This window comes from Bradyrhizobium sp. 23AC (assembly GCF_054863025.1).
The window spans coordinates 153,792-178,034 of the sequence record NZ_JAVAYN010000001.1; the positions used below are offsets into that span (position 1 = coordinate 153,792).

Consider the following 24,243-nt stretch of genomic DNA (forward strand, 5'->3'; position numbering starts at 1 on the left):
CTACGAAACCTGAGAGCGGAGCGCCGGCAGAGCGCCCCTACTCCGCCAGCCGCTGCTGCAACCGCGCCTTCACGATCCCGTCGCGCGCGAGCTGATCGGCACGCTCGTTCTCGGGGTGGCCGGCGTGGCCCTTGACCCAGTGCCAGCGGACCTCGTGCTGCTTCAGCGCGGCATCCAGGCGCTGCCATAGCTCGACATTCTTCACCGGCTTCTTGTCGGCGGTGCGCCAGCCGTTGCGCTTCCAGCCGTGGATCCAGCCGGTGATGCCCTGCCGGACATATTGGCTGTCGGTGTAGAGATCGACCGTGCACGGCTTCTTCAGCGCCTCGAGCGCGGAGATCGCCGCCATCAGCTCCATCTGGTTGTTGGTGGTGTGGCGCTCGCCGCCGTTCAGCTCTTTTTCCTTGTCGCCGAACTTCAGGATCGCGCCCCAGCCGCCCGGCCCGGGATTTCCCGAGCAGGCGCCATCGGTATAGATCGTGACATTGGGACGCTCGCTCACGCGACCAATCCTGATGGCATCAGCCCGTAATCGCGGACGCTCGTCACGCTCTGGTGAAAGCGCAGCTTGCGAAAATATTCCAGCGGGTCCTTCGGCTTGACCAGCGCGCCTTCGGGGACGTTGAGCCAATCCACCAGCCGCGTCAGCAGGAAGCGGATCGCGGCACCACGCGCCAGCAGCGGCAGCGCAGCCTCTTCGGCGTCGGAGAGCTTTCGCACGCGGCCATAGGCGTTGAGGAAGGCGCGCGCCTTGGTGACGTTGAAGGAATGATCCGGCTCGAAGCACCAGGCGTTGAGGCAGATCGCGACGTCATAGGCCAGCATGTCGTTGCAGGCGAAGGTGAAGTCGATGATCCCGGAGAGTTGGTCGCCGAGGAAGAAGACGTTGTCGTTGAAGAGGTCGGCGTGGATCACGCCCTCCGGCAGACCGTCCGGCCAGATCCCGCTCGAGAGATAGTCGAGCTCGGTCGCGAGAAAGGCGCGCAGGCCCGGCTGCACTGCGTCGGCACGGTTCGAAGCCGCATCGAATAGCGGCCGCCAGCCCGCGACCGACAGCGCATTGGCGCGCCGAACCGCAAAGTTCGCACCGGCCAGATGCATCTTCGCCAGCGCCGCACCGACGCCGGCGCAATGGGCCACGTTCGGCTTGCGCGGCCACATGCCTTCGAGAAAGGTGATGATCGCTGCGGGACGCCCCGACAGCTCGCGCAACGCCTCGCCGTCTCTTCCCTTCACCGGCAGCGGGCAGTTGATGCCGTGCTCGGCCAGATGCGTCATCAGGGCGAGGAAGAACGGCAAATCGTTCTTCGCCACGCGCTTCTCGTAGAGCGTGAGGATGAACGAGCCCTGGCTGGTATGCAGCAGGAAGTTGGTGTTCTCGACGCCCTCGGCGATGCCCTTGTAGGAGAGCAATTCGCCGAGCTCATATTGCTTCAGGAAATCCGCAAGCTCTTCGGCGGCAACGTCGGTGTAAACCGCCATAAAGGTCTACTCGGCGGCGGCTTCGGGGCGCACCTGACGCGGCAGCGGGAAGAACTCGTTCTCCTCCGCGGCCGAGACCGTCTCCACATGCAGCGTGTAGCGCTCGGCGAAGGCGTCCATGATCTCCTCGACGATCACTTCCGGCGCGGAGGCGCCCGCGGTGATGCCGAGGCTCTTGATGTTGCCGAACTTGTCCCAGTCGAGGTCGGTGGCACGCTGCGCCAGCACCGCAATCCCGCAGCCCTCGCGCTCGGCGACCTCGCGCAGGCGCTGCGAGTTCGATGAATTGGGAGCACCGACCACGATGAGCGCGTCGACCACCGGCGCCACCTTCTTCACCGCGAGCTGGCGGTTGGTGGTGGCGTAGCAGATGTCTTCCTTGTGCGGCCCGTTGATGTTCGGGAAGCGCTCCTTCAGCAGCGCCACGATCTCCGCGGTGTCGTCGATCGACAGCGTGGTCTGGGTCACGAAGGCGAGGTTGTTGGGGTCCTTCGGGGAGATGGTCTTGGCATCCTCGGCGGTCTCGATCAGGGTCACGGCGCCGGTCGGAAGCTGGCCGAGCGTGCCGACCACTTCGGGGTGATGGGAGTGGCCAATCAGGAAGATCTCGCGGCCGCGCTTGAAGTGGATCGCGGCCTCGCGGTGCACCTTGGTCACCAGCGGGCAGGTCGCATCCAGCGAGAACAGATTGCGGGACTGGGCATCGGCCGGAACCGACTTCGGCACGCCGTGGGCCGAGAACACCACCGGCGCGGTGGTGTTTTCCGGGATTTCGGCCAGCTCCTCGACGAAGATGGCGCCCTTCTTCTTCAACCCATCGACGACATACTTGTTGTGCACAATCTCATGGCGAACATAGACGGGGGCGCCGTACTTATCGAGCGCCCGTTCCACGGTGTCGATCGCCCGGACCACCCCGGCGCAGAAGCCACGGGGAGAACAAAGCACGATCTTGAGGTCTGGTTTGGCTGACATTGAGCGATCTCGGGACCGAATCACCTCGCCAAATGGGCGGGAAGCGGTCGATGGATGGAATAGGGCTTGGGTACGGGCTTACAGGGAATTGGGCCCCCTTTCGGGCGCTGTCAAGGCACTATCTATAGCAGAACCATTGCGTGGCTACCCCCTCCGGGCTTATATAGCGCGAATTCCCAGTCATCGCTGATGACCACCGGTTTCGCCTCCAGAGGGGTGGGCGAAGCACAAAGGAGATTTGCCATGAGCAACGCACCGCTGATGCCCAAGGCGACCGCCGTCTGGCTGCTCGACAACACCGCGCTGACCTTCGACCAGGTCGCCGATTTCACCAAGATGCACCCCCTCGAGGTGCGCGCGATCGCCGACGGCGATGCTGCCCAGGGCATCAAGGGCATGGATCCCCTCTCCAACGGCCAGCTGACCCGCGAGGAGATCGAGAAGGGCGAGAGGAATCCGGATTATCGGCTCCGCCTCCAGGAGAGCAAGGTGGTGCTGCCGCCCCAGCCCAAGCGCAAGGGCCCGCGCTACACCCCGGTCTCGCGCCGCCACGAGCGTCCGAGCGCCATCCTCTGGCTGCTGCGCAACCATGCCGAGCTCAAGGACGCCCAGATCATGCGCCTGGTCGGCACCACCAAGAGCACCATCGCGAGCGTGCGGGACCGAACCCACTGGAACACCTCCCAGCTGACCCCGATCGACCCCGTCACCCTCGGCCTCTGCTCGCAGATCGAGCTTGATTTCGAGGTGGCGCGCGCCGCCAAGGAGAAGCCGATCGACGCAGCCTATGGCGGCGCCACCCTGCTGCCGGCGTCCGAGACCACCAAGAAGGACGAGTTCGAGCCGGCCGAGCGATCGAGCGACGACCTCAACCTCGACGCCGTGTTCGCCAAGCTGAAGACGCTCGGCGGCAAGAAGCAGGAAGACGAGGAGGAGTAGTCCTCTCTCGTTCATTCACCATCGAATGCAAACGCGGCGGGAAAACCCGCCGCGTTTTTGTTTGTGGGGACGGCTGAGTGAGTGCGACGCATGTCGTCACACGCGAGCTGCGGCCACAGCTTGTCTCCAAGCAACGCCCCTCAGAACTTGTACGTCACGCCCGCGCCGACCAGCCACGGATCGATATGCGCGGTGCCGGTGACCGGCAGGCCAGAGACGGTGGCGCTGTAATCCGGACGCAGCCAGAGCTTCTTGACGTCGACGTTGAGACCCCAGTGCCGGTCGATCATGTAGTCGAAGCCGAACTGCACGGCGCCGCCCCAGGCGTTGCTGACGTGCAAATTGGTGGTGGTGGCGACGATCGCGGGCGGACCGGCGATTGCGGCAGGCGTATTGGCCGCGGAATTGTTGAAGAACACGGTGTAGTTCACGCCGGCGCCGATATACGGCTTGAACGCGCCGAACTGGTCGAAGTGATATTGCAGCGTCAGCGTCGGCGGCAGCAGCGTGGTCTTGCCGATCGGCAGGTTGGCGAGCGAGCCGGTGCCGCTGATCGAGTGCCGGGTCACGCCGAGGATCAGCTCGGCCGCGATGTTCTTGGTGAAGAAGTAGCTGATGTCGAGCTCGGGGACGACCTGGTCGCTGATCGAAAGGCCGGAATTCGGCGAGGACAGCGAGGGTACGCCCGCGACATTGACGGTTGAACCGCCAGCATCCGGCAACACGCCGAGCACGCGCAGACGCACCATCCACGGATTGAACGCCTCCACCGGCGGCGGCGCCTTCTTGTAAACCGGCAAATCGGCAGCTTGCACCGATGCAAACGTGCCCGCGAGCATCGCGCCAACCGTCGCAAGCCGCGCCAGGTTTCTTGTCGTTCTCTGCATTTCAATCCCCTTCAGCCTTCACTCGCGCGTCGTTGCGCGACATGAGCGTCAGAGCAGAAAGGGGGCGCCGAAGGATTTGACTTCGATCAATTCAGCCAGAGGCCGCCACGATTTGGCCACGGCGTTGCAGATCTGTCACGGAAGTCACGAATGCGGGGTGCGCGGCGCGGCAGGATAATGCCGCACCTCACATCAGGGCCGCTCGGGATGGTTCAGCATGTATTCGCCGAGGTCGCGCTGGCGGCGATCGGCACGCGCGGTGGCGGCGTTGCGCTGAACGTCGCGATCCTTGCGGCAGGCCACGTATTCCGGCGAGCCCTGCGCATTGCCCCGGCTCAGGCAGACCGCATCGTCATCGTCGCCGCCCACCGCCACCGGCGTCTGGTAGCGCGCGGAGCAGGCGGAGAGAGCGATGGCGAGAGCTAAGGCTGCAAGCAGGCGCGGCGCGGCGGCGAGTGGCATACGAGGTCCCCTGTTGGCCGGTCCTGTTTAGCGCGGAATGAGGAGATTGTAAGTCCCTGGCACGCTGTCATGCCCCGCGAAGGCGGGGCATCCAGTACGCCGCGGCGGGAATGGGGTCACAACTGCTGCTGCGGAGTACTGGATCGCCCGCCTGCGCGGGCGATGACAGCGGAAGGTGATGCGGCAGCGCTGCGTCTCACCGGCATCACCGCCAGAGCAAACCTCACACCCGCCCCTTCAGCGCCTCCCCGATCTCGTCGAGCGTCTTGGGGTCCTCGATCGTCGCCGGCATGGTCCAGGACTCGCCGTCGGCGATCTTCTTGATGGTGCCGCGCAGAATCTTGCCGGAGCGCGTCTTGGGCAGGCGGCCGACGGTGATCGCGAGCTTGAAGGCCGCGACCGGTCCGAGCTTGTCGCGCACCAGCGCGACGATCTCCTTCTCGATCTCGGCGGGCGCACGCTTCACGCCGGCCTTGAGCACCAGGAAGCCACACGGCACCTCGCCCTTGATCGCGTCCTTGACGCCGAGCACGGCACATTCGGCAACATCGGGATGCGAGGCCAGGATCTCCTCCATACCGCCGGTGGAGAGCCGATGGCCGGCGACGTTGATGATGTCGTCGGTGCGGCCCATGACGAAGACATAGCCGTCCTCGTCCTTGTAGCCGGCGTCGGAGGTTTTGTAATAGCCGGGGAATTCGCTGAGATAAGCCTCCCTGAAGCGCGCATCCTGATTCCACAGCGTCGGTAGACAGCCCGGCGGCATCGGCAGCTTGATGACGATCGAGCCCATGGTGTTGGGCCCGACCGGCTTTGCCGCCTCGTCCACCACGTCGACCTGATAGCCCGGCATCGGCACCGTCGGCGAGCCGTGCTTCACCGGCAGCATGCCAAGCCCGACCGGATTGCCGGCGATGCACCAGCCGGTCTCGGTCTGCCACCAATGGTCGATCACCGGCACCTTCAGCTGCTGCTCCGCCCATGCCACCGTCGGCGGATCGGCACGCTCGCCGGCGAGGAACAGGGTGCGGAATTTCGACAGGTCGTATTGCCGGATGAACTTTCCTTCCGGATCGTCTTTCCGGATCGCGCGGAACGCGGTCGGCGCGGTGAAGAACGCGACCGCCTTGTGCTCGGCGATCACGCGCCAGAACGCGCCGGCGTCGGGCGTGCCGACCGGCTTGCCCTCATACATGATCGTCGTCGCGCCGTGCAGCAGCGGCCCGTAGACGATGTAGCTGTGGCCGACCACCCAGCCGATGTCGGAGCCGCACCACCACACCTCGCCGGGCTTGACGCCATAGAGGTTGAACATCGACCATTTCACCGCGACGAGATGGCCGCCATTGTCGCGCACGACGCCCTTCGGGATGCCAGTCGTTCCCGAGGTGTAGAGGATGTAGAGCGGATCGGTCGCGGCAACAGGCGCGCATGCGGCCTTCTTGCCGTCGTTCATCGCCTTGCGGCGCAGGCTCGCCCAATCGTAGTCCCGCCCCGGGGTCAGGTCGCAAGTGAGCTGCGGACGTTGCAGCACGATGCAGGCCTTCGGCTTGCTGCCGGCAAGCCTGATCGCCTCGTCGAGCAGCGGCTTGTACTGCACGATGCGGCCGGGTTCGATGCCGCAGCTTGCGGAGAGGATGAGTTTCGGCTGCGCGTCGTCGATGCGGGTCGCAAGCTCCTTCGCTGCAAAGCCGCCGAACACCACCGAGTGCACCGCCCCGATCCGAGCACAGGCGAGCATCGCGACCACGGCCTCCGGCACCATCGGCATATAAAGGATGACGCGATCGCCCTTGGCGACGCCGAAATCCTGCATGATGGCGGCGAGCGCCTGCACCTCGTCCAGCAGTTCGGCATAGGTGAATTTGGTGACGCCGCCGCTGAGCGGCGAATCATGGATCAGCGCGACCTGGTCGGCGCGGCCGCCTTCGACATGGCGGTCGAGCGCGTTGTAGCAGGTATTGACGACGCCCCCCGTGAACCAGCGGCCATAGGTTCCCTGCGAGGGGTCGAAGATCGATTTGGGCGGCTCGATCCAGTCGATCTCTTTCGCCGCCTCGGCCCAAAAGCCTTCGGGGTCGGCCAGCGAGCGCGCGTGAACCTCATGATAACTGCTCTTGCCCTGGATGGTCATTCCCGCGCTCCCGTTACCTTTATCAGCCTGACCTTGAATTTGCGGCCGGACGGTCGCCCCGCCATGACCCGGATCAAGTGTCGGACTTTGTTTGAGAGGTATTTTCCCGGGAACGGGCCGCGGTTCAAGCTGAAAAGGATGGGTCTTTTGGAGAAGGCTTGCGCGGCATCGGCAGTTAGCTCCCTCTCCCGCTTGCGGGGGAGGGCTGGGGTGGGGGTATTACCGCGTCGGGGTTGTCCAAGACTCACACATACAGATGAAGTCGCCGAGAGGAGAGAGCCCCCACCCGCCGCGCTCTTCGAGCACGTCGACCTCCCCCGCAAGCGGGAGAGGTAACCGAGCCAGCCGCTCTACCTCGGTTTCTTCAACACCCCTTCAGCTCTCCGTCGCATTCAGCTTCTGTAACCGGTCCTGCATGACCTTCCTCAGATCATAGCCCGGCCGGCCGAAGCTGACGTTGCGGAGGCTAAGGAAATCGCGCTGGGTCTTGCGCAGCTCGCCAGCCGAGCGCTTGCCCGCCGATTTCAGCACGCGCTCGTAGGTCTCGGCGATCTGGCGGTCGAGCACGCCCAGCTGCGGATCGGCGCAGATCACCTTCTCGACCTCACGCCTGGCCGTCGCGCATTCGAAGGACGGACCATTGCCGGACGCCGCATTCAGCGCCCGCGGCGGCTCACCGCCGAATTTCGCGATCTCCGCGATCGTGCTGCGGCGGCCGTTGGCAGCATTCTCGTTACCGGGATCGAGCTTGAGCGCCGTCTCGTAATCGGCCAGCGCCTTCTTGCGCTCGCCCATCTTCTTGTAGAGCACGGCGCGGTTGTTGTAGGTCTGCGCGAAATTCGGATCGAGCTTCAGCGCAGCGTCGTAGTCGCTGAGCGCCGCTCCGAACTCACCCTTGAACTGGTAGGAATCGCCGCGGTTGGTGAAGAAGTTCGGCCGGGGCGCCAGGCGCAGCGCCTGGTCGTAATCGGCGATCGCCTTGTCGTACTCTTTCATGGCGGCATAGGTGAGCCCGCGATTGTCAAAATATTCGGGCACCTTCGGATCGAGCCTGATCGCCTCGCCGTCGTCGGCCACCGCCTTGTCGAGCTGGCCGAGCTTCTTGTATGCCGCGCCGCGGTTGGTGTAGGTGCGCGGACGGTTGGGATCGAGCCGCAGCGCCTCGCTGAGATCCTTGATCGCCTTCTCGTTGTCGCCGCCGAGATAGTAGTTCACGCCGCGGTCGGACCATGCCTGTGCATCATCCGGCTTCAGCTTGATCGCCTGGTCGTAATCGGCGAGCGCACGGTCAAGCCTGCGCTGGGTGGTGTACACGACACCGCGCAGCTCGTAGGCCTCCGCATCCCGCGGATCGAGCTCGATCGCCTTGCTCAGATCCGCCGCCGCGCGGTTGAGATCGCCGCCGGCCTCGCGCAAGAGGTCGCCGCGCAGGCGCCAGGCCTTTGCATTCTTGCCGTCGATTGCGATGGCGCGGTCGATGTCTCGCAGGGCTTGCGTGAGGCCGCCCGAAGTCCGGGCATTGGCGTCGGCGCGAACCAGCAGCGCCGCCGCGCGGTCGGACGCGGGACTTGCGCTCTGGTCGATGATGACGGTGCAGGCTGGGATCAGCTCCGCGGGAGCAGCCTTGCTGCCCATCACGCAATCGGCGCCCGCCGAGGCGGGGGCTGCAAGGACGAGGCTCATCGCCGCCCCGAGAAGAAAAGCGCGAAGCGAGATTTTGGCAAGCGAAAGCGCTTGCGCGGAAGGATGTGTGCCGCACATGGCAGAGTGCTCCGTGACGTCGGGTTCTCACCATTGTCGCGGCAGGGAAGAAATGGGTTCAATTTGGGAACAGTTAGGGGCGCGCGGCGCATCACTCACTCGCCCCGCCTGCGGGGAGAGGCGAAGAATCGTCAATACCCGTCCACGCCATTCAGTCGCTGCAGCCGCTCCTGCATCGCCTTCTTCAGGTCATACCCCGCCCGGCCGTAACCGGCATTGCGGCGGGCAATGAACTCGTCCTGCTCACGCTGGAGGTTCTTCGCTTCCGCCGGATTGCGCGCCTCCCGGATCACCCGGGCATTGGAGGCAAAGATCTCGCGATCGAGATCGGCGAGCTCGCGGTTGCCGCAGATCGCCTTCTCCACCGCCGCCCGGGCCGCACGCCTGCAATTGAAGCTGGGCTTGCCGGCGACCGCCATCTGCGCGCCAATCCGCTCGAGCTCGCGCGCCATTGCCTTGTGATTGGCCTTGGCCTTCTCGTGGTTCGGGTCGATCTTGAGCGCCGCGCCGAAATCCTGCACTGCCTTGGGCTTGTCGCCCTTCTTCAGCCAGAGCTCGCCGCGCGCATTCCAGATGTCGGCGATCCCAGGGTCGAGCAAAAGCGCGCGGCTGTCGTCGGCGATGGCGCGGTCGACCTGGTCGTGCCGCGCATAGAGCGCCGCGCGCGCGATCAGCGCCTTGATCAGGTCCCCCTTCGCCGTCTTCTCATTGTCGATCACGGCGGCACAGGCCGTGGCAGCCTTGTCCACATCGTCTGCCGCGGTCGCCGCGAGGCATGAGGCGACATCGACCTGTATCACCGCGGCCGGCTCGCCGCCGGTCGCAGCCTGGGCGGCAGTGAGCGACAGCGCCCCAAACAATACGGCACCTGACGATTGAATGAGTTTTCGAAAACGCATGCTCGTTGCTGTCGGACGTCTGCTTTCGGTCTTGCCTTGAGTCTTGCCTTACGTCTTGCCTCGGGGCCGTACTATCCATCATACGGCCGGATTGGTGCTAGCTTGTGGCGCCGCTCAAACCGGCTTCGGGGATCATCGTGTCGACATTCGAATGGATCATCGCGCTTCTGCTCGGCGCCGTTGCCTTATCGGCGCTGGCGCGGCGGATCAAGGTCCCCTACCCGACCTTTCTGGCGATCGGCGGCGCGCTGATCGCCTTCGTGCCGTCCAGTCCGTCCTGGGCGCTGGAGCCGGACCTGGCATTGGCGCTTTTTGTCGCACCGGTGCTGCTCGATGCCGCCTTCGACACCTCGCTGCGCGATCTGCGCAACAATTGGGTTCCGGTCTCGACCCTGGTCGTCGCCGCGGTCGGCCTAACCACGGCCGGCGTCGCCTTCGTCGCGCACCGGCTGATGCCCGATATGCCGTGGGCCGCCGCGGTCGCGCTCGGTGCCATCGTCGCGCCGCCCGATGCGGCCGCTGCGGTCGCGATCCTGAGCCAGGTCAAGCTGCCCCACCGCATGGTGAAAGTCCTGGAGGGCGAGAGCCTGCTCAACGACGCGAGCGCGCTTCTGATCTACCGCATCGCGGTCGGTGCCGTCGCCACCGAGCACCTGACATGGAGCCAGGTCGCGCCGACGATGGCGCTGGCCCTGGTCGGCAGCGTCGTCGCCGGCCTCCTCGCGGGCTACATCATCCCGCTGCTCCTGGAACGGGTCAAGGAAGCACCCAGCGCGATCATCGTGCAGTTCGCCACCACCTTCATGGTCTGGATCGCCGCGGAGCATCTCGGCCTCTCCGGCATCCTCACCATCGTCGTCTACGCCATCACCATGGCGCGCACAGCGGGGGCGCGCATGCCGGCACGGCTGCGGGTGCCGTCTTATGCGGTGTGGGAAACGATGGTGTTCGTGCTCAACGTGCTCGCCTTCATGCTGATCGGCATGCAGATGCGGCCGATCTGGACGCGGCTGGATGCGGACGTGCGCTGGGAATATTGCGTGGCCGCGGCCTGGATCCTGCTGACGGTGATCCTGGTGCGCCTCGCCTGGGTGACGTTCTATCGCACGACCTTGCGGGTGCTGGTCGCGCAGGGGATCTATCATCCGAACGACCCCAGGGCCGTCGCCTCGCCCAAAGGCGGCCTCATCATCTCCTGGTGCGGCATGCGTGGCCTCGTCACGCTCGCCACCGCTTTCGCTCTGCCGGAAAACTTTCCCTATCGCGACTTCATCGTCTTCATCGCCTTTGCGGTGGTGCTGGGATCGCTGGTGATCCAGGGCCTGACGCTGCGGCCGCTGATCCTGGCGTTCGGCCTTAGGGACGACGACCCCGTCGGCACCGAGGTCGCGCGCGCCCGCGCCGTCGCCTATCGCGCCGCGCTCGATGCGATCGAGAGCGATCCGTCGGAGGAGGCGGAGATCCTGCGGCTCGAATATCGCGCCATCCTGATGCAGGCCGGGACCGATCCCCACGGCGGCATCGCCAATGGCGAGCTGCCCGCCGATCCCCTGCGCCGCCGCGCCATCGCGGCCGCGCGCAAATCGATCTTCGAACTCCGCGCCACCGAGGTGATCGGCGACGATGCCTTCCACCGGCTCGAAGAGGAGCTCGATCGCGCAGAATTGAGCGCGGGGGGATGAGGCAACAATCTCGCTGTCGTCCCGGACAAGCGCGCCCTAAGCGCGCGCCGATCCGGGACCCATAACCACGAAATTATGTTTGGCGAAGACTCGGAGTTGCCAGCCAACGACAGAACCACGTCCTGTGGTTATGGGTCTCGGGCTCGCGCTACGCGCGCCCCGGGACGACAGCGGGGTTTGAACCAAACCCCACCTCCCCAGACTCATTCCTGATGACGACCCTGACCGACGACCGTCGTGTACGCGCGCGAGATGCGTCGCCTGCGCGATATTTTTATCTGCATATGGCCCTGGCCTGCGCGGCCACCGCGTTTCTCGGCTTCGCACCGACCTATTGGGTTCCGCTCGCCAACCGGACGTTGTCCGCGAGCCCCGTGATTCACTTTCACGGACTCTTGTTCTTCACCTGGTCTGTCTATTTCGTGCTTCAGACCTGGCTCGCGGCCTCGGGGCGCGTGGTCAATCACCGTTCGCTCGGCATCGCCGGCGTGTCGCTCGCCACCGCGATGACGATCTTCGGCTTCCTCGCCTCCGTGCATGTGATGCAGCATTCCGCCGCGCTCGGGCAGCGCGAGGCCGGCATCGGCTTCTCGATCGTGCCGATGAGCGGGATTGCGTTCTTCGCAATCGTGTTCGTGCTCGCAATCATGAACACGCGCAGACCCGAGATTCACAAGCGCCTGATGCTACTCGCCGCAGTCTCGATCCTCGATGCCGCGATCGCGCGCTGGTTCCTGACCTTCCTGGCGCCTCCGGGACCGCCCGGCCCGCCGCCGGTGCCGGTGACGATTGCGCCTGCCGTCGTCGCATCGCTGCTGCTCGTCGTCGCCATGGTGCGCGACTGGCGCACCGAAGGCCGCGTGCATCCGGTCTACATCTATGGCACGCTCGCGCTGCTGGCGGTGAAGGTCCTGAACTGGCCGATCAGCGAGAGCGCGGCGTGGCACGCATTCGCCGGCGGAATTCTGGCGCTGGCGCAGTAACCTCCGCTGTCGTCCCGGACAAGCGCAGCTCCAGGCAACGCGAAGCGTTGTCTAGAGCGGAGCGCCGATCCGGGACCCATAACCACAGGGAGTGGTTATGCGAAGACTCGGGGTTACCATTTCAGCAAAACAACTCCACCCCGTGGTTATGGGTCCCGGGTTCGCGCGTTGCGCGCCCCGGGACGACAGCGGAGATTGGAGCTACGCCCCCGCCTTGCACGTGATCCCGCCGTCGACCACCAGCTCGATCCCGGTTACATATTTCGACTCGTCCGACGCCAGAAACAGCGCGGCGTTGGCGACGTCGAAGGCATCGCCCATGTGACCCATCGGCACCTGCGCATCGCGCGCGCGCCACATCGCCTCGACATCGCCCTTGGCGTAGCTGGCGGCCAGGCCGGCAGAGTGTTCGACCATCGGCGTCTTCATCAGGCCGGGCAGGATCGCGTTGACGCGGACATGGTGGCGCGCGAACTCGATCGCGGTGGTGCGCGTCATCTGATTCATCGCCGCCTTCGAGGTGCCATAGGTGACGTAGGAAATGCCCATGTGGCGGATCGAGGCGATCGAGGAGATGTTGATGATCGAGCCGCCGCCCTGCTTCACCATCACTGGAATGACGTGCTTCATGGCGAAATAGGCGCTCTTGAGGTTGACGCTGAAGACGCGGTCCCAGCTTTCCTCGGTCACCTCGACCACGCTGCCCATCTCGGCGATGCCGACATTGTTGTCGAGCACGTCGATGCGGCCATAGGCCTTCAGGCACGCCGCCACCATCGCCTCGATCTCGGCAGACCGGGACACGTCGGCCGTGAACGCCGTCGCCTTGCCGCCTTCGCCCGTGATGATCTTTGCAGTCTCCTCGGCCGCGGCGCCGTTGCGGTCGACGCAAAACACCTGCGCGCCCTCGCGCGCAAAGGTCACGGCGGTCGCCTTGCCGTTGCCCCAGCCGGGTCCGATCGAGCCGGCGCCCACCACCATCGCAACCTTGCCCTTGAGCCGATCCATCGTGTGTCTCCTTGTTGTTATTCTTGTTGTACCCCGGATGGAGCGTAAGCGTAATCCGGGGCCACTGTCCCGGATTGCGTTGCGCTCCATCCGGGCTACGGATCGTCGCAAATCTTCATCGTGGTCACGTTAGCACCAATGGGATGCCCGACAATCTCCGACAGCGCCTGGCATTGTCCATCATGGCACAGCCGCCATTCGCCCGCCGCGCCCGAATTGGCGAGCATGACCTCTTGCATCGGTGCCTGCGCGGGCTGCCACTGAAACCAGCCGTCGACCAGCCGCGCCTCGGGCGGCGGCTCCATGCCGGGGCCGGTGCCCTTGACGCGGGCCTGCACCAGTTCGAGGCCTGCGGGGGTGACGCGCCAATCCTCCTGCCAGTCGACTTTCGCGATCGAATGCGTCCAGACCAGCGTGAACGCGGACAGCGCCAGCGCCTTCGCGCCGAAAGCCGTTGCGAAGCAGAGGCTCACGCCGCCTCGACCGTTACAGGCGGGCGCTGGCGCCATTGCCACAGCACGATCGCCGCCGTCAGCAGAAAGCCCGCAGTGTCGCTGAACGGGAAATCGCCGAGCAGGCAGAACGCGGCGCCGAGCGCGACGAGACGCTCGATCAGCGTCAGCCGGGTGAACAGGAAGCCGATCGCCACCATGCCGAACAGGCCGATCGCCGCCAATGCCTTGACGGTCGCCAGCGCCACCGCGCCGTAGAAGCCGAGCTTGGCCGCCATGGGGTCGCCGGCCTGGAGCATCAGGGCTGGCGAGTAGACAAAGATGAACGGAATGACGTAGCCGGCGAGCGCGATGCGCATCGCCTCCCAGCCGATCTTGTCCGGATTCTCCTTCGCGATCGGCGCCGCCGCGAGCGCCGCCAGTGCCACCGGCGGCGAGAGGTCGGCCATGATGCCGTAGTAGAACGCGAACATGTGGCTCGCGATCAAGGGCACCCCTAGCTTGGCCAGCGCGGGCGCGGCGAGCGCGGCGGTGATGATGTAGGTCGGGATGGTCGGGATGCCGGTGCCGAGCAGGATCGACAGCAGCATGGTCATGATCAGCGCCAGGAACAGGCTCTTCTCGCCGAGACCGATCACCCAGCCGCCGAAGATGGTGCCGACGCCGGTCTGCGACATCATGCCGATGATGACGCCGACGATGGCGCAGGCCATGCCGACGGTGATGGCGGATTTGGCGCTCTCGGCCAGCGCATCGCGGCAGGCGCGCAACGCCGCAAAGCCGCCGCGCACGAAGGCGGTGATCACGATCAACCCCACGACAACGCAGGCGACCGGCACGATCTTGAGGCCGTCACGCGAGAGCGCGGCGACGACGAGCGCAAGGCCGATCCAGAAGATGGTGCGGATCACATTCGAGGAGGCGCCCGTGGTGATGGCCGTGCCGAGGATCAGCGCCACCGTCAGCGCCAGACCCATGCTGCCGGCATAGAGCGGCGTAAAGCCCTCGAACAGCATGTAGACGAGGGCGGCGAGCGGCAGCACGAGGTACCAGCGCGTCACCAGCGCCCTCCAGGCGCTCGGGATTTCCGAGCGCTTCATGCCGACGAGGCCGTGCTTGCCGGCTTCCAGATGCACCATCCAGAAGGCGGACGCGAAATAGAGGATGGCGGGAATGGCCGCCGCCTTGACGATCTCGGAATATTGCACGCCGAGCGTCTCGGCCATGATGAAGGCGACCGCGCCCATCACCGGCGGCATGATCTGCCCGCCCATCGAGGCCGTGGCTTCGACGCCGGCGGCGAAGGCGCGGCGATAGCCGAACCGGATCATCAAGGCAATCGTGAACTGGCCGACGGTCACGACATTGGCGACGCCCGAGCCGGAGATCGTGCCCATCATGCCCGAGGCGAACACCGCGACTTTCGCGGGTCCCCCGCGGGTGCGGCCGAACAGGCCGAGCGAAACGTCGGTGAAGAGCTGGATCATGCCGGCGCGCTCCAGGAACGAGCCGAACAGGATGAACAGGAAGATGTAGGTCGCCGACACGTAGATCGGCACGCCGTAGAAGCCTTCGGTGCCGAACGACAGATGCGTGATGATCTGGTCGAAATCATAGCCGCGGTGGTTGAGCGGCGACGGCAGATACTGGCCGAAGAACCAGTAGACGAGGCACGCGCCGCACATCAACGGCAGCGCCGCGCCCATCAGGCGCCGCGTGCCCTCGAAGATCAGCACCGCCAGCACCGTGCCGACGACGAGATCAAGCCGCGTCGGGTCACCGTCGCGCGCGATCAAATCGGCATAGAAGATCCACTGGTAGAGCCCGCACAGGAAGCCGGCGCCGCCGATCACCCAGCCGAGCGCGCGGCCGGCATTGCTCTTCGCGGTAAAATTGGCGATCAGGCCGAAGGTGAGCAGGACGAGGAAGCCGACATGGACGCCGCGCACCACCTGGCTCGGCAGATAGTTGAAGGCGGCGACATAGAGCTGGAAGGTGGCGAAGGCGATGCCGATCCAGTAGGCGAGCTGTCCCCACCAGCCCGGACCGAAACCTTCCGGGAAACCGTGCTCGAAATTGTCGAACTCGACCTTGACCTTCTTGGGCGCCGTCGCCGTGCCCTCTGCCTTTTCCAGCATCTATCTCGTCCTCAGCCTGTCCATGCCCAATAGCGTTGGCACAGGGCCCCAAAAACGTCATGCCCGGGACGATCCCGGGCATTCGCGAACAATCTCTCCACCGTCATTCCGGGGCGATGCGGAGCATCGAACCATGGTGCGCAATTGCGCACCATGGAATCTCGAGATTCCGGGTCTGGTCCTTCGGACCATCCCGGAATGACGACGGAGGAAGTTACTTGATCAGCCCTTTTTCCTTGTAATAGCGGATCGCGCCGGGGTGCAGCGGAACCGGGCTGCCCGTCGCGGCGGTCTCGAGCTTGATCTCCTTGCCGGCCGCGTGCGCGTTCTGCAATTCGGGCAGCGATTCGTAGATCAGCTTGGTCATCTGATAGGCGAGATCGTCGGACACGGCGGAGCTCGTGACGAGATAATTGATCACGGCCGCCGTCGGCACGTCCTTGTCCTGGCCGGTATAGGTGTTGGCCGGAATGATTGCGGAGACGAAGGGCGGGCCGATCTTGTCGACGGTTTCCTTCGGCACCGACACCACCGTGATCGGGCTCGAGGTCGACAGATCCTTCAGCGAGGCGACGCCGAGGCCGGCCGATTGCAGCGTCGCTGCAAGCTGGCGGTTCTTCATGAGGTCGACGGATTCGGCGAACGGCAGATATTCGACCTTGCCGAGATCCTTGTAGCTCATGCCGGCGGCGGCCAGGATCGCACGCGAATTCAGCTCGGTGCCCGACTTCGGCGCACCGACAGAGAGGCTCTTGCCCTTGAGGTCGGCCAGCGTCTTGATGCCGGATTCAGTGGTCGCGACGATCTGGATGTAGTTCGGATAGATCGCGCCGATGGTCCTGAGCTTGTCGAGCTTGGTCTTGAAGCCCGCCTCCTCCTCGCCGTCCCAGGCGGCCTTGAGCGAATCGCCCAGCGTGAACGCCAGCTCGCCGCGGCCCTGCTGCAGCAGGATCAAATTCTCGACCGACGCCTTGGTGGCCTGCACCTGCGTCTTCACGTTGGGAATCTTGTCGCCGTAGATTTTCCCGATCGCGACCCCGAGCGGATAATAGACGCCGGAGGTGCCGCCGGTCAGCACGTTGATGAAGGATTGCGCCTGCGCGCAAGGTGCCGACGCCGCCAGAGCAAGAGCCGCGGCCGCGCCGAAAATGGTCCGTTTCATGGTTGTTGTTCTCCCCAAACCGGCGGCGAAATTGGCCGGATGAGGGATGCGGGTCAACCCATCCAAAAGACAAAACAGGACTGCGGTAAACGGCCGATCCGGCTGGGATTTTTGGGAACCTGTGGGTGCGGCGAGGTGGCGCAGCCGTAGTCCGGAGCGGCGCCATCGCCATCGACGTTTCACTGGAACGTCATGTCCAGGCACTTGGAGATGTCGGAACCGAGGCCGGAGGAGATGATGATGCAGCCGCGCACCTTCTGCGCGCCGACGTCGGCGGCCCACACCGAATAACCGCCGGGGCCGAAGAACGAATTGGTGTTCGGCGGCTCGGTCTCGGTCGCGTCGAAATCATACTTGCCGTCGGTCTCGAAGATGCGCGGCTTCTTGGTGCAGCCACCGTCGGTCTGGACGTTGATGACTTCCTTGTTGTCGCGGGTCAGCGCCAGCGAGACCTGGCAGCGGAAATATTCCGAGGTCTTGGTGTTGAAGAGGTAGGTGTAGGACTTGCAGGTCGCCGTGTTCAGCTTGCCCGGGGCAAGGCCGCGACTGCACGAAATCCGCTGGTTGTGGCTGAGCTGGTAATCATCGGCCCGAGCGGCCGGCGCCAGCGCCGTCAACGACAATGCAGCAGCCCAGCAAAGTTTAATCACATGGCGCATCCGAATCATCCCCACCCATAATTTTGTCGAGTTGCGTTCTAGACGGAAAGCGGAACATAGTCGCGAGGGGACGAAGGGAAAATCACAAACTGCTGGGCAAGACGTGATGCGCTGCGGCGCTTTCGCAAATTGACCCGGATGCACCGTTCGTGATTTGTTCAAGTCGGGTACCCCAGCGACGGGGGAGGATGGATGATGGCATTTTCAACCAAGACATTTGCACTTGTATCGGCTGCACTCGTAACGGTGCTCGGCGCGTTCGCCGCGCCCGCTGTCGCGCAAGCCCCGGCAACGCCGTGGGAGCTCAAGCCCGACACCGGCTACGCCTATGACAGGGAGGGCAAGACCTTTTCCTACAAGATGGGCACCAGCAACGCTGGCGAGCTCCTGAAGGGCGCCAAGAAGGTCCCGAAGGGCACGCTGTTCTTCATCGGCCACAACGGCCAGCTCTACATGCGCAGCGGCCCGTACCTCGAAGGCGACGGCAAGTTCAAGTTCGGGCCGGATCAATAGGTGCGGCGACGGGCGACAGAGCCGCCACACACTCGGTGTCATCACCCGCGAAAGCGGGTGATCCAGTATTCCAGAGGCCGTTATGATTGAATCGAGAGGCCGCAGCGTACTGGATGCCCCGGTCAAGCCGGGGCATGACAGCGGAGGATGTAGCAGGGCTAAGAGCTAAAACGCGCCCGCCAATTCCCTTGCACCGGGTTTGCTGCTGTTCGAATCCATCCGGTCGTCCGTCACCGCCAGCAGCTTGGCCACCGTGTTGTGGCGAATCGCGACCGGGTTGCGCTCGTAGCCGCCGCGCTGGAAGAAATTCGAGGTCGGCACCTGCTCGCGCATTGCCTGCGGCATCGTCACCATGTCGAGCCCGGTGCCGTCGCCAGTGAGGTTCATCATCTCGAGCTCGGCCGCCGTCAGCGGACGGCTGTAGCCCTTGGCGCGGGCGAACAGCACCGAGGTCAGGAGCTTGTGGGTCTGCAGCATCGGACCGACATCGATGTCGAGCACCATCGCATGCATGGCCCAGCCCTGCGCGGTGTTGCCGATCTTCTCGTGCTCCGACCATGTGTCGGGCACCGATTTCGCATGCGCCACCATTTTCTTCAGCACGACGAGCTTGTGCTCGAGCGACTGACGCGCCGGTCCTGATGTCCGCGCCACCTTCTCGGAAAGCGCGCGAATGAGTTCGTGGCCCTGCTCAGCCAGTAGCTCGACGCTGTTGGTGGTCAGGAGCTGGTTGTAGCCCATCGCGGTCGAGATCGCGCGCTTGCCGCCATGCTCGATTCCCGCCTGCACGTCGTGACTGCCGGTGCCGCCGGTCTCGAACGAATAGACCCGCACGGCCTGCTCGCGCGTCAGCCCGGAGGCCAGCGCGTAGCGCGCATAAGCGCGCTTGAACTCGATCTCGCTCGCCGGGCGCTGCGGCGTGAATTGATAGAGCTCCTGCGCCGCGCGCAGGAAATCGGCAACCACGGGAATCGGCTTTTTGGGAGGACGGTCCGGCGTTTCCTCCGGGTCGGGATTCACCGGCTTCTTCGGCCCGCTATAGAGCGGCGGATGTTCCAGCACGTAGTCGTCGAGCGTCACCTGCTGCCCGCTGCGCCGCTTGGCGTTGCGGCCTTTCCGCTTCTCGGAGATCTGGCTCCAATAGGCGCCGGCCTCGGCGTCGAAGGCCGCGCGCGCCGCCTGATACTCTGCGAGCTTGCGGCGATATTCGAGCACGGCCGGCGAGGCTCCCCCGCCTTGCGCAAAAAACTGCGACAGCAGCTGGGCGTTGGCATCGCGAACGGCGGGCGGCAGCGCGTCGATCTCGCCGCCACGCGCGGCGGGCGCGAGCAGGACGAGCGCAAGCTGAACCAGCGCAAGGCTTTTTCGAGAGAGGCTGTTTCGAATCGAATGATGCATGCTGCCCTCTTAGCAGGCATCCGGTAACCGTCACGTTAACGCACCGTTTACCATCGTCACTTCCAGGCGAACACCGGCTGTTCCAGCTCGGTGACGCGGGTGTGCCGGCCCGCCAGCACCTCGCGGAACTGGTAGATCAGCGCCGCCGTCGGCGCGTGGATCAGGCTTTCCTGGTGATGAAAACGGATGACGCGGCGCGCGCTCTCGGGGATCGCGACGAAATCGAAGGCGTCATCGCGCTCGATGGTGTCGAGCGCAATGCGATGGACCGAAGCCACCTCGTCCGGGTTCGGTCTGATCGCGGCACTGTCGGCGGACCAGACCACGACGGGCGTGATCAGATAGCCGGACCGGGTCGGATAATCGTCGAGCGTACCGAGCACTTCCGCGCCGGTGAGGCGAAGGCCAAGCTCCTCGTCGAGCTCGCGTAGCGCCGCCTCGACCGGCGTCTCGCCGGCATCGCAGCGGCCGCCCGGCAGCGCCCATTGGCCGCGATGGGCGCGCAGATGTGATGCGCGCAGCGTGAGCAGGAATGCGGTGTCATCGTCCTCGCTCGCGGTCAGCGCAACCGCCACCGCGGCACGCTTCAGCGTCGTCGGTGCTTCACCCGCCGGCAGCCGCATGAAGGCCGCGCAGGCATTCGCGATATTCCGCCGCGTGGCATCGTCGAACGGTCTCATGATGCTTGACTACACCACGTCCGGCCTCGATGAAACGGGATCGCAAGGCCCGCACCGGAATGGACAACGAGATGACCAACAAGGCCGCCGCAAGGCTGAAATCAGACGGCTGGACCATCCTGGAGACCACGGGCTTCATGCACCTGATCGGCCCCCTGTGGGAGCGCAAGGTCGACGGTCATTACGAATTCGCGCTCGCGACCGAGGACAAGCACCACAATCGTCGCGGCATGGTCCAGGGCGGCGTGATGATGACCTTTGCCGACCGCACCTGCGGCATGACCGCCCGCTACGTCTCCGGCAAGGAGTTCATGGCGACGGTGCAGCTCGACACCCATTTCGTCGAGGCCGGCCAGATCGGCGACATCCTGATCTCCCGTCCGCGCGTGGTGCGCTCGACCCGCAGCCTGATCTTCATGAGCACGGAGGTGACCGTGGATGGTCGCTGCATCGTGATGGCCAACGGCGTATTCAAGATTCTGAAGGGGCCGGGGTAGCGCGCCGTCGGGCTGCCCCCGCAGCCCACCACACACTCCGCCGTCGTCGCCCGGCTTGACCGGGCGACCCAGTACGCCGCAGCCTCTCGGGTCAACCATAGCCGTCTCTGGAATACTGGATCGCGCGATCAAGTCGGCGATGACAGTTGTGAGTATGGCGGGCAGTTTCCGTCACGCGTCATTGCGAGGAGCTCTTGCGACGAAGCAATCCAGAATCCTTCCGCGGATGCAGTTCTGGATTGCTTCGCTGCGCTCGCAATGACGGCGGGAGCTGGCTATGCTGCGCTCCATAAAGATATCGAGGACCCGCCCATGCAATACCGTCAGCTCGGCCGCAGCGGCCTGAAAGTGTCGCCGATTTGTCTGGGCACCATGATGTTCGGCGGGCCGACCGATGAAGCCACGTCAAAGCGGATCATCAACAAGGCGCGCGATGCCGGCATCAACTTCATCGACACCGCGGACGCCTATTCGAAGGGCGCCTCGGAAGAGGTGGTCGGCCGCGCCATTGCCAGCAACCGTAACGCCTGGGTGCTCGCCACGAAACTCGCCAATCCAATGGGCGACGATCCCAATCGCGGCGGGCTGTCACGGCGCTGGGTGCTGCAGGCCGCCGACGAAAGCCTGACGCGGCTCGGCACCGACCACATCGACATCTACTATCTGCACAAGGAAGACCATTCGACGCCGCTGGAGGAGACGGTGCGCGCGATGGGCGATTTGATCCGCGCCGGCAAGGTACGCTATTTCGGGGTCTCGAACTATCGCGCCTGGCGCGTCGCCGAAATCTGCAACATCTGCGACCGCCTCGGCATCGACCGGCCCGCGGTGAGCCAGCCCTATTATAACGCCATGAACCGCATGCCCGAAGTCGAGCATTTTCCGGCCTGCTCCTATTACGGCCTCGGCATCGTACCCTACAGCCCGCTGGCGCGCGGCGTTCTCACCGGCAAGTACAAGCCCGATGCAGCCCCCGACAAGGAGACGCGCGCCGGCCGCAACGACACCCGCATGATGCAGACCGAATGGCGGCCGGAATCGCTTCAGCTCGCGCAGGAGATCAAGACTCACGCCGAGAAAAAGGGCATCACCGCCGGCAAGTTCGCGGTCGCCTGGGTGCTCAACTCCGCCTTCGTCTCCTCGATCGTCGCAGGGCCCCGCACCGAGGAGCAATGGGACGGCTACATCAGCGCGCTCGACTATCGCTTCACTGGGGATGACGAGGCATTGATCGACCGGCTGGTCGTGCCGGGCCATCCCTCGACGCCGGGCTACAACGATCCCGCCTACCCGATCGAAGGCCGCCGCGCGCGGACGGCGTGAAACCGGGAGACGACGATGGCGCATCAAGACCGCTACGGCCTGCCGCTCTCCACCACATCCGATGCGGCCGCTGACGCTTATCGCGAAGGCGTCGACCTCATGCTTGCGGGCTGGACCGGCATGGCGGAGATGCTGGAGCGCGCGATCGCGGCCGACCCGGACTTTGCGCTTCCCTATATCGCCCGCGCGCGCGTGCACGCCTTCTACCAGCAGGGCGACCTCGCCCGAAGCAAGGCGGCGCTCGCGCGCGAGCTGGTCGCCAAGCGCGGCACCGAGCGCGAGCGCTCGCATGTCGAGACGCTGGCGCTGGCGATCGAGGGTCGGCTGCCGGAGGCGATCGCAGCGACGCTGAAGCATATCGAGAGCTGGCCGCGCGATGCATTGGTGCTGTCGCTGCCGCTCGGTGCGTTCGGCCTGTTCGCCTTCTCCGGCATGGCCGACCACGACCGCGCGCGGCATGAGCTGTGCGAGCGGCTCGCGCAGCACTATGGCGAGGACTGGTGGTTCCTCACCATGGCCGGCTGGGCGATGACCGAGAATGGCGACGTCGCGCGCGGTCGCGCCATGACCGAGCGCGGCTTCAATTTGCGCCGTGAGAATGCCCACGCCGCACACGCGGTGCTGCATGCGATGTTCGAGGACGGCTCGATCGAGGCGGCCGACCGCCTCGTCGACGACTGGATTCCGACTTACGACCGCGCCGGAATCCTGCACGGCCATATAAGCTGGCACCAGGCGCTCGGCGCGCTCGAGCATGGCGATGCGGCACGCGCACTGTCGATCTATGCCGACGTGCTCCAGCCGTCAGTCACGCAAGCGCCGCCGCTCAACGTCATCACCGACGCCGCCTCGCTGCTCTGGCGCGTGTCGGCTTACGGCCATTCCGTGCCGAGGACGCTGTGGCTGGAAGCCGACGCCAGCGCGCAAAAACTGTTTCCGAAGTCGAGCCTGTCCTTCGCCGACATCCACATGGCGCTGTTCGCGGCGGCGACGCAAAACCACGCGGCGCTCACCACGCGCCTTATGACCATCGAGCAGCGCCTCGCCGAGGGCAAGCTGCCGGCCGGCCCCGTGGTGCCGGCGATCTTCCGCGCGCTGGCGGCCTTTGCCGATGAGGATTACGGGACTTGCGCACAAGCGCTCGCGCCGGTTCTCACCGAGGTCGTGCGGATCGGCGGCAGCCACGCCCAGCGCGAACTGGTCGAGGACACCTATATCGTCGCCCTCATGCGCGGCGGCGAGTTGCCCCGCGCCCGCGCCGTGCTGGACGCCCGCCTGCACCGCCGGCCCTCACTTCGCGATGCGCGCTGGCAGGCGGCGCTGGGCTAAAGCGCGCGCTTTAGCTTGTTGTTTGCGCATGATCTTTTCGGAAAACCGCTGCCCACTTTTCCGGATCATGCTTCGCCTCCGCCACGAAAAAAACACCGGCCTGACGGCAAGTGCCTGCGGGACGGTTTGGGCGATTAGGATGAATCGCCGTCGGGGTGGCGCGGTGGTATTCCAGGCGGGACTTGCAGGACAAACGGGATCGCAACCAATTTGCGGTTCGATGGTTATGGTGCGGAACCTAACCGTGGTTCCCTGGCACGTGAGCCTTCCAATGCGCCTCTGCCGACCGCTGCTGGCCGCTATCCTTGCCGCTTTGGCAAGTCCTTGTTTTGCCGAGACTTCCAAACCAATTCCGGTCAACAATCCGCCGGCGCCCCAGAATGCCTTCATCGACCTGCTCGCGCTGATGTCCGGCCACTGCAAGACCTTCAAGGTCGCCGGGCGCACCTTCGCCTGCAAGACGGTGGCCTACGCCCATGGCGACAAGGGCCGGGTCAATTTCGCGGTCGCGGTCGACGATCCCTCCGACGACAGCCACGTCGTGTCGTTCTCCGGCGAGAACGGCAAACGCGCCGACGACAATTCCTACGAGCTGCCGATCGACCGCATGCTGCTCAACTCCAAGGACCGGCCCAGGGTCGACGGCCTGCCGGTGCCGGCCGAGCAGACCTCCACCGGCCTCTGCCGCCAGACCGGCAATTTCGCCGCCAGGAAGGTGACCGACGTCACTTGCTCCGCCACCGACAGTGAGGGCCGGCGATATGAACTGCTGTTCGTCTCCGACGGTACGCCGGTGAGCGTGCGCCGCATCCGGCAATCGCTGCCCTCGATCCAGGACCCGTTCAAGTAGCGGCACTTCGTCTCGCCTGCCGTGTCAGCG

The 24,243-nt window shown here is 65.1% G+C and carries 23 protein-coding genes; 8 read left to right on the top strand and 15 right to left on the bottom strand.

The window, feature by feature from the left end; translation table 11 throughout:
* Window positions 1–37: 37 nt before the first annotated feature.
* Genes rnhA through ispH form a run of 3 tightly spaced genes read right to left on the bottom strand, consistent with a single transcriptional unit; the run spans window position 38 to window position 2,457 of the window.
* Window positions 38–502, bottom strand: coding sequence for a ribonuclease HI (rnhA, locus tag RAD10_RS00715; RefSeq protein WP_091955789.1), 465 nt, complete (start codon window positions 500–502; stop codon window positions 38–40).
* A complete protein-coding gene (locus tag RAD10_RS00720) occupies window positions 499–1,482 on the bottom strand; it encodes a homoserine kinase (protein WP_461615926.1) in 984 nt (327 codons plus the stop codon). Before RAD10_RS00720 ends, rnhA begins: the two co-directional genes overlap by 4 nt.
* Window positions 1,483–1,488: 6 nt before the next feature.
* Window positions 1,489–2,457 (bottom strand): 4-hydroxy-3-methylbut-2-enyl diphosphate reductase, encoded by a 969-nt coding sequence (ispH, locus tag RAD10_RS00725; RefSeq protein WP_461615927.1) that lies wholly within the window; start codon window positions 2,455–2,457, stop codon window positions 1,489–1,491.
* Window positions 2,458–2,700: 243 nt separating this feature from the next.
* On the opposite strand from ispH, the gene RAD10_RS00730 reads away from it, so the two are divergent.
* Window positions 2,701–3,396, top strand: coding sequence for a DUF1013 domain-containing protein (locus tag RAD10_RS00730; protein ID WP_026202531.1), 696 nt, complete (start codon window positions 2,701–2,703; stop codon window positions 3,394–3,396).
* 140 nt (window positions 3,397–3,536) lie between these two features.
* On the opposite strand, the gene RAD10_RS00735 is transcribed toward RAD10_RS00730, so the two are convergent.
* The 5 genes from RAD10_RS00735 to RAD10_RS00755 all read right to left on the bottom strand — a co-directional run bounded on the left by RAD10_RS00735 (window position 3,537) and on the right by RAD10_RS00755 (window position 9,539).
* Window positions 3,537–4,283 (bottom strand): OmpW/AlkL family protein, encoded by a 747-nt coding sequence (locus tag RAD10_RS00735; protein ID WP_461615928.1) that lies wholly within the window; start codon window positions 4,281–4,283, stop codon window positions 3,537–3,539.
* Between the two features lie 192 nt (window positions 4,284–4,475).
* Window positions 4,476–4,745, bottom strand: coding sequence for a hypothetical protein (locus RAD10_RS00740; RefSeq protein WP_092254141.1), 270 nt, complete (start codon window positions 4,743–4,745; stop codon window positions 4,476–4,478).
* Window positions 4,746–4,968: 223 nt separating this feature from the next.
* Window positions 4,969–6,879 carry a propionyl-CoA synthetase gene (locus RAD10_RS00745; RefSeq protein ID WP_461615929.1) on the bottom strand — a complete coding sequence of 637 codons (1,911 nt, stop codon included), beginning with the start codon at window positions 6,877–6,879 and terminating at the stop codon, window positions 4,969–4,971.
* A 375-nt stretch (window positions 6,880–7,254) separates the two neighbouring features.
* Window positions 7,255–8,640 carry a tetratricopeptide repeat protein gene (locus tag RAD10_RS00750; protein ID WP_461615930.1) on the bottom strand — a complete coding sequence of 462 codons (1,386 nt, stop codon included), beginning with the start codon at window positions 8,638–8,640 and terminating at the stop codon, window positions 7,255–7,257.
* Window positions 8,641–8,771: 131 nt separating this feature from the next.
* Window positions 8,772–9,539 carry a tetratricopeptide repeat protein gene (locus RAD10_RS00755; protein WP_461615931.1) on the bottom strand — a complete coding sequence of 256 codons (768 nt, stop codon included), beginning with the start codon at window positions 9,537–9,539 and terminating at the stop codon, window positions 8,772–8,774.
* A 104-nt stretch (window positions 9,540–9,643) separates the two neighbouring features.
* Between RAD10_RS00755 and RAD10_RS00760 the strand changes: the two genes are divergently transcribed.
* On the top strand, window positions 9,644–11,221 hold the full coding sequence (locus RAD10_RS00760) for a cation:proton antiporter (RefSeq protein ID WP_461615932.1): 1,578 nt from the start codon (window positions 9,644–9,646) through the stop codon (window positions 11,219–11,221).
* A 212-nt stretch (window positions 11,222–11,433) separates the two neighbouring features.
* A complete protein-coding gene (locus RAD10_RS00765; RefSeq protein ID WP_461615933.1) occupies window positions 11,434–12,204 on the top strand; it encodes a hypothetical protein in 771 nt (256 codons plus the stop codon).
* A 201-nt stretch (window positions 12,205–12,405) separates the two neighbouring features.
* On the opposite strand, the gene RAD10_RS00770 is transcribed toward RAD10_RS00765, so the two are convergent.
* The 5 genes from RAD10_RS00770 to RAD10_RS00790 form a co-directional block, all read right to left on the bottom strand.
* Window positions 12,406–13,212, bottom strand: a complete 807-nt coding sequence (locus tag RAD10_RS00770; protein ID WP_104464937.1) for an SDR family NAD(P)-dependent oxidoreductase — start codon at window positions 13,210–13,212, stop codon at window positions 12,406–12,408.
* Between the two features lie 95 nt (window positions 13,213–13,307).
* Window positions 13,308–13,721 carry a DUF1850 domain-containing protein gene (locus tag RAD10_RS00775; RefSeq protein ID WP_461615934.1) on the bottom strand — a complete coding sequence of 138 codons (414 nt, stop codon included), beginning with the start codon at window positions 13,719–13,721 and terminating at the stop codon, window positions 13,308–13,310.
* Complete coding sequence (locus tag RAD10_RS00780) at window positions 13,682–15,802, bottom strand: TRAP transporter permease (protein WP_461615935.1); 2,121 nt, start codon at window positions 15,800–15,802, stop codon at window positions 13,682–13,684. Before RAD10_RS00780 ends, RAD10_RS00775 begins: the two co-directional genes overlap by 40 nt.
* A gap of 214 nt (window positions 15,803–16,016) precedes the next feature.
* Window positions 16,017–16,964: a TAXI family TRAP transporter solute-binding subunit gene (locus tag RAD10_RS00785; protein ID WP_104466073.1), complete on the bottom strand. Its 948-nt coding sequence runs from the start codon at window positions 16,962–16,964 to the stop codon at window positions 16,017–16,019.
* Between the two features lie 179 nt (window positions 16,965–17,143).
* Entirely contained in the window at window positions 17,144–17,623 is a 480-nt protein-coding gene (locus tag RAD10_RS00790) for a hypothetical protein (protein ID WP_038948879.1), read from the bottom strand.
* Window positions 17,624–17,818: 195 nt separating this feature from the next.
* On the opposite strand from RAD10_RS00790, the gene RAD10_RS00795 reads away from it, so the two are divergent.
* A complete protein-coding gene (locus RAD10_RS00795; RefSeq protein ID WP_461616559.1) occupies window positions 17,819–18,136 on the top strand; it encodes a hypothetical protein in 318 nt (105 codons plus the stop codon).
* A 165-nt stretch (window positions 18,137–18,301) separates the two neighbouring features.
* On the opposite strand, the gene RAD10_RS00800 is transcribed toward RAD10_RS00795, so the two are convergent.
* The gene (locus tag RAD10_RS00800; RefSeq protein WP_461615936.1) at window positions 18,302–19,534 is read right to left on the bottom strand and encodes a hypothetical protein; all 1,233 of its coding nucleotides are present in this window, start codon (window positions 19,532–19,534) and stop codon (window positions 18,302–18,304) included.
* 56 nt (window positions 19,535–19,590) lie between these two features.
* Complete coding sequence (locus RAD10_RS00805; RefSeq protein ID WP_461615937.1) at window positions 19,591–20,214, bottom strand: NUDIX hydrolase; 624 nt, start codon at window positions 20,212–20,214, stop codon at window positions 19,591–19,593.
* A gap of 71 nt (window positions 20,215–20,285) precedes the next feature.
* Between RAD10_RS00805 and RAD10_RS00810 the strand changes: the two genes are divergently transcribed.
* The 4 genes from RAD10_RS00810 to RAD10_RS00825 all read left to right on the top strand — a co-directional run bounded on the left by RAD10_RS00810 (window position 20,286) and on the right by RAD10_RS00825 (window position 24,213).
* Window positions 20,286–20,711, top strand: coding sequence for a PaaI family thioesterase (locus RAD10_RS00810; RefSeq protein ID WP_201760233.1), 426 nt, complete (start codon window positions 20,286–20,288; stop codon window positions 20,709–20,711).
* A 312-nt stretch (window positions 20,712–21,023) separates the two neighbouring features.
* A complete protein-coding gene (locus tag RAD10_RS00815) occupies window positions 21,024–22,034 on the top strand; it encodes an aldo/keto reductase (protein WP_461615938.1) in 1,011 nt (336 codons plus the stop codon).
* 15 nt (window positions 22,035–22,049) lie between these two features.
* On the top strand, window positions 22,050–23,363 hold the full coding sequence (locus RAD10_RS00820) for a tetratricopeptide repeat protein (protein WP_461615939.1): 1,314 nt from the start codon (window positions 22,050–22,052) through the stop codon (window positions 23,361–23,363).
* Window positions 23,364–23,634: 271 nt separating this feature from the next.
* Window positions 23,635–24,213: a hypothetical protein gene (locus RAD10_RS00825; protein WP_461615940.1), complete on the top strand. Its 579-nt coding sequence runs from the start codon at window positions 23,635–23,637 to the stop codon at window positions 24,211–24,213.
* Window positions 24,214–24,243 lie beyond the last annotated feature (30 nt).